15 protein-coding genes are annotated in these 15,099 nt (G+C 46.1%); 13 read left to right on the top strand and 2 right to left on the bottom strand.

The features are described 5' to 3' along the window. Window positions 1-10: 10 nt before the first annotated feature. From MHB54_RS08155 to MHB54_RS08095, 13 genes are all read left to right on the top strand, one after another. Entirely contained in the window at window positions 11-586 is a 576-nt protein-coding gene (locus MHB54_RS08155) for a TerD family protein (protein WP_023987193.1), read from the top strand. A 31-nt stretch (window positions 587-617) separates the two neighbouring features. Further along, on the top strand, window positions 618-1,199 hold the full coding sequence (locus tag MHB54_RS08150) for a TerD family protein (protein WP_023987194.1): 582 nt from the start codon (window positions 618-620) through the stop codon (window positions 1,197-1,199). Between the two features lie 102 nt (window positions 1,200-1,301). Next, entirely contained in the window at window positions 1,302-2,570 is a 1,269-nt protein-coding gene (locus MHB54_RS08145; RefSeq protein WP_028542071.1) for a TerD family protein, read from the top strand. 26 nt (window positions 2,571-2,596) lie between these two features. Further along, window positions 2,597-3,331, top strand: coding sequence for a TerC family protein (locus MHB54_RS08140; RefSeq protein WP_023987196.1), 735 nt, complete (start codon window positions 2,597-2,599; stop codon window positions 3,329-3,331). Between the two features lie 167 nt (window positions 3,332-3,498). Continuing rightward, a complete protein-coding gene (locus MHB54_RS08135; protein ID WP_068938761.1) occupies window positions 3,499-4,686 on the top strand; it encodes an HpcH/HpaI aldolase/citrate lyase family protein in 1,188 nt (395 codons plus the stop codon). Between the two features lie 52 nt (window positions 4,687-4,738). Then, window positions 4,739-6,085 (top strand): phosphoribosyltransferase family protein, encoded by a 1,347-nt coding sequence (locus tag MHB54_RS08130; RefSeq protein ID WP_023987198.1) that lies wholly within the window; start codon window positions 4,739-4,741, stop codon window positions 6,083-6,085. Next, window positions 6,082-7,233, top strand: coding sequence for a cysteine protease StiP family protein (locus MHB54_RS08125; protein ID WP_023987199.1), 1,152 nt, complete (start codon window positions 6,082-6,084; stop codon window positions 7,231-7,233). The genes MHB54_RS08130 and MHB54_RS08125 overlap by 4 nt, the downstream gene beginning before the upstream one ends. Next, a complete protein-coding gene (locus tag MHB54_RS08120) occupies window positions 7,230-8,066 on the top strand; it encodes an HAD family hydrolase (protein ID WP_023987200.1) in 837 nt (278 codons plus the stop codon). The genes MHB54_RS08125 and MHB54_RS08120 overlap by 4 nt, the downstream gene beginning before the upstream one ends. A gap of 17 nt (window positions 8,067-8,083) precedes the next feature. After that, a complete protein-coding gene (locus MHB54_RS08115; protein WP_053324726.1) occupies window positions 8,084-9,115 on the top strand; it encodes an ATP-grasp domain-containing protein in 1,032 nt (343 codons plus the stop codon). Window positions 9,116-9,173: 58 nt separating this feature from the next. Further along, on the top strand, window positions 9,174-9,854 hold the full coding sequence (locus MHB54_RS08110; RefSeq protein WP_068938757.1) for a hypothetical protein: 681 nt from the start codon (window positions 9,174-9,176) through the stop codon (window positions 9,852-9,854). A 98-nt stretch (window positions 9,855-9,952) separates the two neighbouring features. Further along, on the top strand, window positions 9,953-11,053 hold the full coding sequence (locus tag MHB54_RS08105) for a toxic anion resistance protein (protein ID WP_071559139.1): 1,101 nt from the start codon (window positions 9,953-9,955) through the stop codon (window positions 11,051-11,053). Window positions 11,054-11,390: 337 nt separating this feature from the next. Continuing rightward, window positions 11,391-11,936 carry a hypothetical protein gene (locus MHB54_RS08100; RefSeq protein WP_023987205.1) on the top strand — a complete coding sequence of 182 codons (546 nt, stop codon included), beginning with the start codon at window positions 11,391-11,393 and terminating at the stop codon, window positions 11,934-11,936. Window positions 11,937-11,979: 43 nt separating this feature from the next. Beyond that, window positions 11,980-12,657: a vWA domain-containing protein gene (locus MHB54_RS08095; protein WP_340981517.1), complete on the top strand. Its 678-nt coding sequence runs from the start codon at window positions 11,980-11,982 to the stop codon at window positions 12,655-12,657. A gap of 311 nt (window positions 12,658-12,968) precedes the next feature. On the opposite strand, the gene MHB54_RS08090 is transcribed toward MHB54_RS08095, so the two are convergent. Together MHB54_RS08090 and MHB54_RS08085 are read right to left on the bottom strand one after the other, a co-directional pair. Then, the gene (locus MHB54_RS08090) at window positions 12,969-13,349 is read right to left on the bottom strand and encodes a DUF3899 domain-containing protein (protein WP_071559137.1); all 381 of its coding nucleotides are present in this window, start codon (window positions 13,347-13,349) and stop codon (window positions 12,969-12,971) included. After that, on the bottom strand, window positions 13,349-14,992 hold the full coding sequence (locus MHB54_RS08085) for a peptide ABC transporter substrate-binding protein (protein WP_071559136.1): 1,644 nt from the start codon (window positions 14,990-14,992) through the stop codon (window positions 13,349-13,351). The genes MHB54_RS08090 and MHB54_RS08085 overlap by 1 nt, the downstream gene beginning before the upstream one ends. Between the last annotated feature and the right edge of the window lie 107 nt (window positions 14,993-15,099).

Below are 15,099 nucleotides of genomic sequence, written 5' to 3'. Positions count from 1 at the left end.
GTTCTTACTCATGGCAATTAACTTATCCAAAGGTCAAAAAATCGATTTGACGAAAACAAATCCAGGTTTGTCTAAAATCACAGTTGGTCTCGGTTGGGACACAAACAAATACGATGGCGGTAAAGATTTTGACTTGGACGTATCCGTGTTTTTGGCTAATGCGGAAGGTAAAGTAGAATCCGATAAGAACTTTGTCTTTTTTAATAACCCACAAAATGAGAACGGCTCTGTCATTCATACAGGGGATAACCGCACAGGTGATGGCGACGGAGATGACGAGCAAATTAAAATTGATCTGGGTAGCGTGCCAGCTAACGTTGAAAAGATCGCTTTTACGATTACAATCTATGAAGCACAAGAACGCAGCCAAAACTTTGGACAAGTGTCCCGTGCTTACGCTCGTATCGTAAATGAAGCAAACAATGAAGAATTGGTCCGCTTTGATCTGGGAGAAGATTTCTCGATCGAAACAGGCGTTGTTGTAGGCGAACTGTATCGCCATAGCGGTGAGTGGAAGTTCAATGCCATTGGTAGCGGCTACCAAGATGGTCTTGCAGGATTGACGCGCGATTACGGTTTGGCGTAAAAAATCTATACAAAGAAAGCAGGTATGCGGAATGACCATTAGCCTTTCCAAAGGACAGCGTATTGATCTGACCAAAACGAATCCCGGCTTGACTCGTGTCGTTGTAGGTCTTGGATGGGATACGAATAAATACAGTGGTGGCGCGGACTTTGACCTGGATGCTTCGGCTTTCCTACTTTATGAAGACGGTAAAGCCAAAGCTGCGGATGATTTTGTATTTTACAACAACCCGACAGGCGGAGCAGGATCGGTTACTCATACGGGCGATAACCGCACAGGTGAGGGCGATGGGGATGACGAGCAAATCATCGTTGATTTCTCGAAGATTCCTGCGAACATCCACCGTATCGGGATTACGGTTACCATTTATGATTACGAGGCACGCGCGCAAAACTTTGGTCAAGTGTCCAATGCTTTTGTACGTGTGGTAGATGCGGCAACAGATCGTGAAGTGCTGCGCTACGATTTGGGAGAAGATTTCTCCACCGAAACGGCCGTCGTATTCTGTGAATTTTACCGTCAGAATGCAGACTGGAAATTCCAGGCTATCGGTAGTGGCTTTGCTGGTGGATTGGGTGCGCTTGCTAAAAACTATGGCTTGGACGCTCAATAATATCCACTTGGGGTGGTGTCCATAGGGCGCTACCCTTTCTTTTTAAGCTATTACATTAGCGTACGCTGACACATGACAAACGGACAGAAAGGTGACACAATCATGGCTGCTATCGTAGTAAAGGGACAGAAGGCGGATTTGACGAAAACAAATCCGGGCCTGACCCATGTCAACGTAGGGATTGGCTGGGAGTCCCCAGCGTCTCTGGAGCTGGATACTTCGGCATTTTTGCTGGGTCCTGGAGGAAAAGTATCGGGCGATGAGGACTTAATTTTTTACAACAATCCGACCACGCCCTTTATCACCTATTCAGACGGACAACAGTCCGGTGACAAAAAGCAATTTGCCCTTGATCTGACGCGAATTCCTGCAAACATCGAGAAGATTGCGTTTACGCTAACGATTTATGATGCGGATCAGAAACGGCAAAATTTTGGACAGGTTCAAGGTGGGTTCATTCGTTTTGCTCATCCGGTTAGCGGAGAGGTTTTGCGGTTTAATTTGGACAGTGGATTTACAGTGGAAACGGCGATTGTCATTGGGGAACTGTATCGTCATAACGGGGAATGGAAATTCAACGCGATTGGCGCAGGTTTTTCCGGTGGATTGGATGCGTTGTGCGTTAATTTTGGGATTGAAGTGGAAAACAGTCCGGCTCCTCCCACGCCAGTGCCTACACCTCCGTCTCCAGCGCCTCGGCCAGCACCAACGCCGCCACCAGTACCACCTGCTCCGAAGCCAGAGCCATCTGCAACACCGGTGAATCTGAATCTGCGGAAAATTGAGCTGAAGAAGAAGGGCGACACCATCAACCTGAAAAAAGGCTCAGGCGGATTGGGTGAAATCCTGATCAATCTGAACTGGAATCAGGTGCAGCAAAGCAAGGGCTTTTTCAATCGCGGCTCCAAGGGTGTCGATCTGGATCTGGGCTGCTTGTATGAGATGAAGAACGGAGATAAAGGCGTTGTGCAGGCGCTCGGGGAAGTTTTCGGTTCTCTAAATCGCTTCCCGTACATTGCTCTGGATGGCGACGACCGTACAGGCTCTGTGAAAACAGGGGAAAATCTTCGCATTAATGGTGCTAAAATTTCTGAAATTAAGCGAATTTTGGTATTCACCTTCATCTATGAAGGAGTCACGAACTGGTCACAAGCGGACGGGGTAGTCACGCTGTACCAGAAGGATGGGCCGGACATTATCGTTCACATGAATGAACATGACAATCGCAAAGGGATGTGTGCGATTGCCATGATTCAAAATGTAAACGATGAAACGTTCAGCATTGAAAGACTCGTGCAGTTCTATGGCGGTCATCGTGAGTTGGATCGGGCCTATAACTGGGGCATGCGCTGGTCGCAGGGTAGCAAATAAATTGAATTATCGGAGGCACTCTTTTCATGTTGAATGATTTGTTTAAAAATATCAGCGAAAACTATGGCCATTTCTTTTCATGGAGTGATGTTGTAGCTACGCTTACTGATCCAGTGAGTTGGGGGATTATAGGAACTCTCATTTTGCTGGAAGGACTTTTATCGGCGGATAACGCCTTGGTTCTCGCAGTTATGGTTAAACACTTACCCAAGGAACAACAGAAGAGAGCCTTATTTTACGGGATTTTGGGTGCGTATATATTCAGGTTCCTGGCTATCGGCTTGGGTACATTCCTGATTAAGTTCACACTGATTAAGGTACTGGGTGCGGCTTATCTGCTCTATATCGCTTATAAGGGCTTATTCAAGTCCGAAGGTGATGGAGAAGTGAAAAACAAACCTACTTCTTTTTGGAAAACCGTATTAATGGTCGAACTGATGGATATTGCCTTCAGTATTGACAGCGTCATTGCCGCTTTCGGTGTGAGCGAGAAAGTATGGGTTCTGTTCCTGGGTGGTATTCTCGGCGTTCTGATGATGCGTGGTGTTGCTCAAGTGTTCCTCAAGCTCATTGATAAATTTCCGGAACTGGAACAGACAGCCTTTATTATGATCGCCATTATCGGGGGTAAAATGCTGGCTGCTGCTTTTGGCTTTCATATGTCGCAGGTTTTATTCTTCGGCATTTTGATTGCTGTCTTTGTAGGCACAATGGTTATCAGCTCGGCGAAAAGAAAGAAAAAGGCCGACAAAGAGGCTTAATGTACAAAGTATAGCGAAATCCCTCCTGAAACTAAGGGGGGATTTCTTTTATACCCGAAGCACAGGGCTTCAGTCAGGCAAGAAAGAGCAAGAGGAGGGGAAGGGCCCTGAAATATTTTAATGATTTAACCTCTGAGGAAGTAGAAGCGATCTTTTATACTCCACCGTTGGAGTTTCATAACCGTTCTCCCAAAAGTATATTGGCTTATGCGATAGGAGCAGCTTTGTACATGCCTGCTACCCGTTCAGAAGTAGCGGAAGAGATCAAAAATGGAAAACATGAAGGACTAACTACGGTCATTTTGGATTTGGAGGATGCTATAGGGGATCAGCAGGTCGGACAGGCAGAACAATCGCTGGCACAGCAACTGCTTCAACTATTATCCTATGTACGGACGGGGATGATGAGTGAACAGCAATTACCTTTGTTATTTGTACGTGTGCGCTCTGTGGAGCAGTTGGAACGACTGCTGAACGGTTTGGGTGAATCTTTGTCGCTGCTCACGGGCTTTGTCTTACCTAAGTTCTCTTCTGATAATGGACGGGCGTATTTTGCACTCATTTCCGAATATAACCGGAATATGCATACAGGGGCAGGAAACGCAAGCGACATGCCTGTGCTGTACGGATTACCGATTCTTGAAAGCTCCAAAATTATTTATCGGGAAACTCGCTGGAAAGAGCTACTGTCGATTAAAGAAATTTTAGACGAGTACCAGGAATATGTGCTGAATGTACGAATTGGGGCAACCGATTTCTCCAGTCTATATGGCTTGAGACGCAGCCCGGATATTACGATTTATGAAATTGCCGTCATTCGGGATTGCATCGCAGATATTATTAACTTGTTTGGACGCGTGGGCTCAAATTATGTCATTTCCGGTCCTGTATGGGAATATTTCTCTCACCGAGAACGTGTCTTTAAACCTCAATTAAGAGTGTCTCCTTTCGAAGATGCACTTGGAAAGCCGGGAAGACACTTGCGGATGGACTTCATCTCAGATGCCGTAGACGGACTGATTCGAGAAGTCATGATGGACAAAGAGAATGGGATTATCGGCAAAACGATTATTCATCCCTCCCATATTAAACCGGTACAGGCCATGTATGCGGTGACACATGAAGAGTATATGGATGCACTTGAAATTGTTGAGCGTAACGACGGTAGTCTGGGTGTATTCAAAAGTACCTATGCCAACAAAATGAATGAAATTAAGCCGCATTTGAATTGGGCTCATCGTATTATCAATAGATCAAAAGTATACGGGGTGTTACATGAACAACAACATTTTGTCAGTCTCTTACCCAACCACGAAAACACATCTGCTGCCAATCCTGGAGCAGTTCAGCGTTAAAATTACGGAGACGCATAATCCATTCCGCCTTCCTGTGGACAAGCTGTTTGCGATGGCGGCACGGGTCAATAAAAAGCGTTCGTTTTTGTTTGTCAGCAAGGTGCTGGGCAAGCATATTCCGGTAAACCCATACACTTCTCTGCTCAGTGGTGCGGCGCTGGCGATTCTACTATATAAGGAGCTTGTCCCGCAGGCAGGACAACAAATGGATGAACTGATTGGAGAGGCCGTGAGAGGACTTCTTGACCCGGACTATGCGAAAGAGGCCTACCGAAAGCTGATGGATGAACGTCTAGCTTTTGCTTTTACGGAGCCGATCAAGTTTGTTGGTTTTGCCGAGACGGCTACAGCATTGGGACACAGCATGTATCGGTTGTTTGACGACGGAGCCTCGTATATTCATACGACGCGCGAGGATATTCCGGGCCTTCGGCCTATTATTCGGTTTGAAGAAGAGCATTCGCACGCTGTTGACCATCGTTGCTATGCACTGGATGAAGATGCTTTTGCGGGAGATGGCCCGATTGTGCTGGTAGATGATGAAATTACGACGGGAAAAACAACGCTTAATATCATACGGGATATTCAGGAGCATTTTCCGCGTAAGCAGTATGTGATTGCTTCATTATTGGATTGGCGGACAGACAGCGATGAGCAGGCTTTCACTGATCTGGAGGCAGAGCTAGGCATTACGATTACGCCTTTAAGCTTGCTCAAAGGAAAGATTGAGGTACAGGGAGTACCCATATTGGATCACGCAGAATATGCTGGACAGGCTGGGCACCCAGAACATGCAGCCACTAGCATGGCAGAGGTTAATAAAGACGCTTCTGGGATAATTGACCACCGTTTTGAAAAGGATACTTCCGGTTTTGAGCGGGTAGTACACAGTTCCATGTCAACGGACGGATACGCGAATACAGCTCCTTATCTAAAATATACAGGCCGTTTTGGTCTACAATCCGCTGACAATTCAGCGTTGGATGAAGAAATCACGCGTACAGCTGAACGACTGAACGAACTTCGTTCTGGGCAACGCACGCTGGTTATGGGCACGGGGGAATTCATGTACATTCCAATGCGGATTGCAGCAGAGTTAGGTCCGGATGTGTATTTTCAATCGACGACACGCAGCCCGGTGTATCCCCACCGCGAAGAAGGGTATGGAGTCGCTTGTGGTGTGACATATCCATCACCTGAGGACAGTACGATACGCAATTTTATTTATAATGTAGACCCCGGTCAGTATGACGAAATATTCGTTTTGATGGAAAGGGAGTCGGACCCAGAGCGGATGAACCCCATGCTGGAGGCTTTGACCCGTCTGGGCTGCGATAAAGTGCATGTCGTTTATTTTAACGGTTTAACTAGTCAGGAGAGTAAAGGAGCGCGGATATGAAGCAAGCACTCATGGAGCAAATACAGCAGAAGAACATTCATCCGCCCGAACCGCTGGGCAGTTATCCTGCCTCGGATGTCACTTTTTTATTGAAGGATTTGAGCCGGGTTACGTTGGAAAAAGGGACGGAGGATCGTGAAGAGGCGATTCAGTCGGGAGTCCATTATTCAGAAATGCTGCCAGTGGAATACGAGCCCACAGCAGAGTATATTGCACTGTTTCACGAAACGCTTGCCCAATCTGCCAAAAAGGTTGCATTAGCGGCAGCTTCTGTGGCTGAGATGATTGTGAGAAAAAGAGGCCTGAACACGGCGATTGTTTCTCTTGCCAGAGCAGGGACGCCCATTGGTATCCTGATCAAGCGTTATATTGACTGGAAGTATGGCGTATCCTTGCCGCATTACAGCATTTCTATTATTCGTGGCAAAGGCATTGACCGGAATGCGATTTTATACATTTTACAGCAGCATGGACTGGAGATTGAACTTCAGTTTGTCGATGGCTGGACGGGGAAAGGGGCGATTCGCCAGGTATTGATTGAGGCCTGTCGTGAGATGAACGCGGATTACGGGTTGCGTCTAAATGATGATCTGGCGGTGCTGGCCGATCCGGGCAGATGTTCAGAAACCTTTGGTACACGAGAAGATTATTTGATTCCAAGTGCTTGTCTGAATTCGACTGTATCAGGTTTGATGAGTCGGACGGTATTACGCGACGATCTCATAGGCCCTGACGATTTCCATGGGGCCAAATTTTATGAATCCTGGCGGTCAGTGGATCAGTCCAATACGTTTGTGGATACGGTATCCGGGTACTTTCAAGACGTGGCTGAAACGGCCGTTGCATATGCTGAACAAATGACATTGAATCCGCCTGCGGTGACATGGCAGGGCTTACGGGATATTGAGGCGATTCAGCAGGCATTTGGTATTCGGGATATCAATTTGGTCAAGCCCGGAGTGGGGGAGACGACTCGTGTACTGCTGCGCAGAGTGCCGTGGAAAATTCTGATTGACCGCGAAGATAATCCGAATCTTCAGCATATTATGCTGCTGGCAAAGGATCGTGGAGTGCCTGTAGAGGTATTTGAAGGATTGACTTATTCCTGCTGCGGAATTATCAAGCCGCTCAAGGGGGGACAAGAATGATCTACGCAAGTGATCTGGATCAGACACTGATTTACTCCAAACGTTCGCTTGGCGTACCGCTGGAATCCCCTGGTCTGTTGCCTGCGGAACAGATAGACGGGGCGACGTCGGCTTTTATTTCTGAACAAGCCCTGCAATTGCTAAAGACACTGCCTGAAGATGTGATGTTTATGCCCGTGACGACTCGGACGATAGAACAGTATAGACGAATCACTGTGTTTCAGACGGAGTTGGTTCCCGCATATGCCGTGACGAGTAATGGTGGAAACATCATCGTCGGAGGCGAGGTGGATCGAGAGTGGAATCGGCGTATTCATGAACAAGTACGCCGTGATGGTGCTCATGCGGAAGAAGCACGTCAGGTGTTCGGACAGGTGCTGGATGAAGACTGGGTCGTAAACGAACGCTTTTGCGACGAGTTATTTTATGCTTTCATGATTGAACGGGATCGTATGCCGCTGGAACAGGTGCTGGAGAAGGCGCGAATCATGCGTGAAATGGGCTGGGAGGTATCCATTCAAGGTCGTAAGATATATCTGGTGCCTGCGGCGGTGAATAAACAGGCAGCCGTGGAGCATATCCGTAATCTCACGAATGGAGGGGCTGTGGTTGCGTCCGGTGACTCTTTGCTGGACCGATGTCTGCTGGACTATGCTGATTATGCGATTGCTCCCCGTCATGGTGAATTGTATCGGGAACAGCTGCGGGATAAGCTGGAGGTCAATTACCGTTTTACAGAAGTGTCGGGGGTGTATGCAGCGGACGAAATCATGGCGTATGTTCATGCAATACACCGGAGTGTGTTCGCAGCTCAAACTTCATTTTCAGAATAGATAGGGGACGTGGCTCTGTGAAGAAGGTTAAGGTGTATTTTAACCGCTGGTTTTCAGTGGCGTATCATTATATGAATGCTATTCGTAACAATGAGGACGGTATTCCGTTCGAGATCTATGCGACACACTCAGATCCGCAGCACATGGCGCTACAGGCCAGTGATGTGGCTGAAGTAGAGCCTCGCACCAGTGGTGTGGAGTACGCACAATTCTGCGCTGATTTTTGCAAGCGGCACGGAATTGATGTCTTTATCCCACGGTGGAATATGCTCGATATTAGCAAGCATCTTTATTTGTTCGATGATATTGGGACAAAAGTGATGGTATGCCAAGATACCGAACTGCTGGAGCAACTGATGGAAAAGGATTTGTTTTATGAATCCATTCGTCAAAAGGAAATTGTCACGATTCCCGATTATGCCATTGCCAGCAATGCCGAGCAGTTTAAACAGGCATATGAGTCGTTAATAGCACGTGGGCATAAGGTATGCTTCAAGCCATGTAATGCAGAAGGCGGAATGGGCTTTCGTATCATCGACAATGAACGTAATCCGCTGGAGGAACTGTTCGGCCATGCGCTGAATCATATTTCGTTCGAGGAAGCACACCGCGTATTGTCATCCACAGAATCATTTCCCAATCTGATGGTGATGGAGCTGCTGGAGGGATACGAATACAGTATTGACTGCCTGGCTGACCGGAACGGAAAGCTGCTAGCGGCAGTTCCGCGTAGGAAGGCAGGAGGACGATTACGGCTGCTGGAGCAGCATCCCGAGCTGTTGGAGGTGGCACAGAAGGTCGCTGAGGCGTATCACATTCCGTACAATTATAACATTCAGGTAAAATATAACGGCGAGCATGCCAAGCTGCTAGAGATCAATCCGCGGATGTCCGGAGGACTTCATGTATCATGTTTGTCTGGTATCAATTTTCCTTATCTAGCGGTGAAATCGGCTTTGGGTCATGAGATCGGTTCACTTCATCCGCAATACGACATTTTAGCCAGTCATATCGAGCAGCCAATCACCATACGTAAATCCGTACATTGACACACATAAATATTGTTTTCTACAATATGGTAAGGGTTTACGTCAGGAGGTACAAGCTATGACGTCAAAAATGTGGGGTGCCACGATTGCTGTGGTTAGCTACCTGATTGCGCTTTTACTAAGTTTTTGGTTGCCACTGTTTGTGTGTTTGGCGATTCCGATCATTGGTTTGGGAGGATACAGCGCCATCATGGCTGTTCGCCATCCTCGCCCCAATCTGACCGGTTCCGTGATTCCGGTGGTGCAGGAGCAGGTCGCTGAGACACATCAGCATGAAAAGGAAGCTGCTGTTCGACCGGAGTCTATGACAGGACAAGTACGTCAACCAGATCAGGTGAGCAGTGAATTTGCTCAGGTGATGGAGTATTTGGAGGTACTGGAGGATATGGTGATCTCCGAGGGACAGAAGGATGCGCTTGATAACGAGATTGTCGAGAAGGCGCTGGCTCTATTTGCACGTTTGCAGCGGGTCATTCCACTTTTGCATGAACTGAACAACAGCGAAGTGAATCATACGGTTCGGAGATTGATTTTGAAGGATTTGAACGGACTGATTAATCCGTTTCTTCGGCTCAGCGGCGATGCGAAGCGGACTAACCGGAGGACGTTATTAAACGGATTACGGGATGTGGACAGCAAAATATCGGTAATTGTATCTACGGTGGAGCATAAGGATCTGTTGGAATTACAGAGCAAAGCGGAGCTTATTCACCAGCGATATAGCAGTTCCGAATTGTAGGCGATTTTTTGGGAAAATAAAAAAAGTAGCAGTATAGCTGCTCTGAATAACAACGATTAGACTTGGGTAACAGTTGTTTTCAGAATAGGAGGTAGCGTATGGCGACCCCATGGGCTGAATTGAAAAAAGAAGATGAACAAAAGGTGACTGAGGAGGCTTCACAGCTGATTCAGAAGGTATCACAAAGCGATGTCATGAGCCTGGATACCTTAATGGATGATATCGGTAAGTTGGGGGTTAAAACGCAGGAACGTGCGGGGCAGACCCTTAAAATGCTGGATCGTCCGGTAAACGACCTCATGTCCGGTGATCGGGCTGAGGTATCCAATATGATCTTAAAGCTGCGTGATGAATGCGAAACGCTCCAGCAGAGCAAAAATATGAGCTTTTTTGGCAAGCTCCTGCGTAAAAGCCCGTTAAAGAACTACATTTACAAGTATCAGTCGGTGAAGATGAACATCGAGAAAATCATTACTGCCTTGAGAGATGGTAAGGATAATCTGGAAGAAAACATCGTCAGCATGAGACAGTTGAAGAAGGCTTCCATTGAAGAAATCTACAATTTACAGACGAAGATTGCCTTTGGTAATCGCTTGAAAGAACTGTTTGAGACCGAGATTGCCAAGCCGGAAAACGAAAACCGTAAGCCACATCTGGAGCGGGGATTGCGCAAGGTGGTTACTCGTACACAGTCGATGACAGAAATGATTTTGTTATACAATCAGGCGATTGCGGCAACGGATATTATTAATGATAACAATGATAAACTGATTGATTCTGTAAATAACGCGATTGATAAAACATCGAATCTGATCACTGTATCGGCTATGATCGCGATGGCGCTGGCGGATCAGGATAAAATCATTTCAGCCGTCGATGCGACCAACCGTACCATTGAAGATCAATTCAAGGAAAATGCGAAGCTTCTCAAAACGACGACCGAGAGAACGACAGATCTGCTTAGCAAGCCTTCTATGTCACTGGAAGCTGTGAATCAGGCGATTGGTGATTTGGTATCTGCTTTGGATCTGTCTGAAAAATCGAATCGCCAAATTATTGAAAGTTGTCATGATTATACAAGTAAAATGACAGCAATCAATGCCAACCTAAGCCAACGTTTGGGGATCGAAGGGAAAGAATCATCCAAACCGCTGAAGGATAGCAATTCTTCTGAGGGTCTAAGTTCGTTTTTGAACTGATGACAGTGTAGAATAATAGACCCAATCTATGAAAAAGACGCCGGAGTGACTCCAAAAGGCGTCTTTTTTGGTTTGGCAGCAGCCAATAAAGGACATGATGAACATACATAGCATTCTCGTGCATAAACTCTTAAAAAGCGAATGACAAAAGGAGAGAGCGAGCGTATGATGTCCTTTATTTTAGGGTGTGTGATTGTCTATTTACTCGTGGCTGTCAGCAGCGAAAAAGCAGATTCAATTGTGGAGTTAAATGATTCTGTGAAATAAAATTTTTTATTGAAAATCATGCATTTTCTGATAGGATAGAGTTAAATATTGGAATCCCAAAGGAGAATGCATGCTGGAATTTTCATTTGAAATCATCGACGAATCGAAAATCAACATTGTATATCAGTATGGAAGCAGCAACTTCAATTTTAATTTATTTTTTAACTACGGTGTGTGGACGCTGCATCCTTTTGACGGGATTCTGCTGCAGAACAAGGAAATGTGCCGTCTGATCGTTACGGATCTGTTTAAGAACAAAGATTTTCATGTCATGCTGGCGCGCGAAAATATTTTATTGTCAACCCTGCGTACCTCTATTGATCTCAATCCCGAAACTCGGGGAGAGCGATATCAGGAACAGGAGTTTGATGAGCTGTCTGATTTTGCTGAGACACACAGCTTTGAAGAGGTACTGCAAATCGAGCAGGATTCTGTCCGCGAGCGTATGGATTTCTTCCAAAACATCATTCAAAAAATGTATATGGAAGGATTCGGTCCGGAAGACAATGATTTTAACAAGGTACAAGCTATTCTTCGCATTTATAAGGCTGCACATGACCAACTCGGAGAATTGAGCGACTTTCCCCTGAGAGGCGACGAACGACGCAGATGGTAGAGTAGGCGTACAAACGCAAACATCATAGAGGAGCGTGGGGAACATGAGCGGTATTTCTTTACTTAAAAAGAATGCGCAACTGGTACTGACTAAAAAGAATCTAACAAATGTGACTGCGAGAGTTGGATTGGTGCTCGATATTTCAGGATCTATGAGAAGTTTGTACAAAAATGGTACCGTTCAAAAGGTGTTGGAACGAATTGTTGCAGTAGCGAGTTCTTTGGATGATGATGGTGTACTGGACGTATGGGTGTATGATCACCGTTTTTCACGTTTGCCGTCCGTTACCGAAAATGACGTTGACAACTATGTTGAAAGACATATTCTGTCCAATGATTATTTGCCCAAGTTCGGTCGCAATGATGAGCCGCCTGTGATGCGCGATGTCATCGCCAAATACACCAAGGAAGAACCCTCTTCTGATCCGGCCTTTGTTATTTTTATTAATGATGGCGGTGTGAAGCGTGGAAAAGGAGATAATATCGATAACGCAGTCATTGATTCGTCAGGAGAGCCGATTTTCTGGCAATTTATCGGTGTGGGTGAGTCCGATTTTGGCGTATTAAAGAAGCTGGACAACATAGTAGGCCGTGTGGTAGATAACGCTAACTTCTTTCAAATTCAAGATATCGAATCTATGGAAGACAATGAATTGTACGAACTATTGCTTAACGAGTTCCCGTTATGGCTGCAAGAAGCCAAGGAAAAGCATATTTATTAAGGCTACTAAGTATTGTAATATGCGATCCTATAAAGCTTCATATAAAAAATACAAAAAGAGAGAGTTACGCTAGCAAAAGCTTTGCGAAACTCTCTTTTTTCTTTACACACCTCTAAAACGTGTAGAAGCTCTACGGCGGTTTGCCAGCGGAGCGGGCAGAATTGTTCTGAAGAAGCGAAGCGTTCGCCTTTATCCCCGGATTTTACCCTTACAGGTTCTATTCAATAGAAATCCGGGGATAACAGCGATCGGAAGAACAATCTGCACGCGCAGCGCCCACCAACCAACCAAAGGCTTCTAATCGTTTTAACCTAACTCATCCCCATTAATATCATCGAGCAAAGTATAAGCCCTGTCCCGCACCCCGAAGTGTATACCTTGAGATGGCGGAACATGGATGTTTTCCAGGCTGACAGAGATTCATCGGAACGCAAACGCTCATTTTCCTCTCGTAATGCCTTGGATTGACGAATGAACAACTGTCTGATGTCGGCAAATCCCCGCAGGAAGAGGGTTAGAAAACCGCTTTGCAGAACGTGGAAGATTGCACCGATCACCAAGCCCAGCAACCCCAACAGGAATAGCAGATTTGCAGTAGCCATGTTTTCACGACCATACAAGAGATGGGGTGTGGCGTACAGAATTCCTAAAGTACCGACAATCAGGGCAGAGATCCCGAAACGTAAAATCATTATTTTTCGACCCGTTTCGCAAAGCGCAGGTCTGGGTTCGAACGAGCATCAAATACGATACCTTGAATCTTAGGACTGATTAATGCCGTGTCCGCAGAGAACTGGATCGGAATAATCGGCAGATCTTCCATCAATACGTCTTCTGCCTGATGGAGCTGTTCAAAGCGTTTTGCCGGATCAAGCTCAAAGGTTGAGGATTCGATCAGTTTGTCATACTCCGGGTTGCTCCAGTTGGTAAAGTTGTTCGAATTTTTGGAAGTATAATGCCCCAATACGCCGAGTGGATCCAGGAAGTTTCCTTCCCAGCCCATACGGGCGATCTGGAAGTTCTTTTGTTTAAAGGTATCAATGTACGTTTTCCACTCCTGATTCTCCAGCGTCACTTCAACACCCAGGTTTGTTTTCAGCATTTCCTGAATCGCTTCAGCTACTTTTTTATGCTTGTCCGAAGTGTTGTATTTGAAGGTGATCGGTGGTAGCTTGGTCAAACCTTCTTCTTTCAGACCTTCGGCCAGCAATTGTTTCGCTTTCGCAGCGTCAAACTCATAGTATTTTTTCGGTGCTTCATCACGGAAGTCCTTGCCGGATGGCGTTGTTGTTCCGTATGGAACATAACCGTAAGCCGGAGTTTCGCCACCTTTGGTTACGCTGGTAGCCAGTGCTTCGCGGTCAATCGCGTAGGCGATGGCCTGTCTGATTTTTTTATTGTCAAACGGCTTTTGTTTTACGTTAAAAGAATAGGTGTACACACTGAAAGATGGATGCGACAGGAATTCCTTGTTGCTCTTTTCCTGATCCAGTGTATCCACGGGAAGGCTCAAAATCAGATCCAGATCGCCCGTTTTATACATTTGATAATAAGTTGTGGAGTCTTGAACCATTTTAAAATTAATCGTTGCCATCGTAATGGCATCTTTGTTCCAGAATTGATCGTTTTTAGCCAGCGTAATTTGCTCGTTATGTTTCCATTCCTTGGCTACATACGCACCGTTGCCGACAATTGTGCCCGCTTCTGCTGCCCATTTGTCATTTTTCTCAACAACCGATTGGTTTACCGGCAGATAGGCATGACCCACAGCGATCGTTGGGAAAAAGCTCAGCGGTGATTTCAGCTCAACTACAAGAGTTTTATCATCTTTGGCTGTAACACCCACGTCTTCAATTTTACCTTTGCCTGTGTTGTACGCTTCGGCACCTTTGATGTAGTAGAGGGCAGAAGGATCGTAGGCAGCTGTTTTCGGATTCAGTACCCGTTTCCAAGAGTATTCAAAATCCTTAGCTGTCAGTGGGTCACCATTCGACCATTTTGCACCATCACGGATAGTAAAGGTGTAGGTTTTGCCGTCAGGAGATACATCTACTTTGCTGGCAGCGCCTTCTACGATTTTACCGGCCTTATCGTATGTATACAGCCCTTCATACAAGTTATCAATCACAAAGTAGGACGTTGTATCTGATGCGAAAGCAGGGTCTAGCGTATAAGGCTCCCCACCTGCCAGATTGGCAGTAATTTCTTGCGGGATATCTGCTTGAGGCGTAGCGGACGGGTCGTTGCTTGCTGTTTTGTCCGAAGTACCCGAGCATCCAGCTAAAGCCGTTACGGCCAAAAGTAAGATGATCGTCATCCAATGCATTTTTTTCATCGTGGTTTTCCTCCATTACTGTGATTAGTTATGCCAAAAATAAGGTACACCGTACCGGGATTTATTCATCCTCCTTTCCCGCAGGTATGCCGCGTGTGCGCACTTCG

Origin of the sequence: Paenibacillus sp. FSL M7-0802 (assembly GCF_038004945.1) — a bacterium.
Lineage (GTDB): Bacteria > Bacillota > Bacilli > Paenibacillales > Paenibacillaceae > Paenibacillus > Paenibacillus polymyxa_B.
This window is presented reverse-complemented; position numbering and strand designations above follow the sequence as displayed.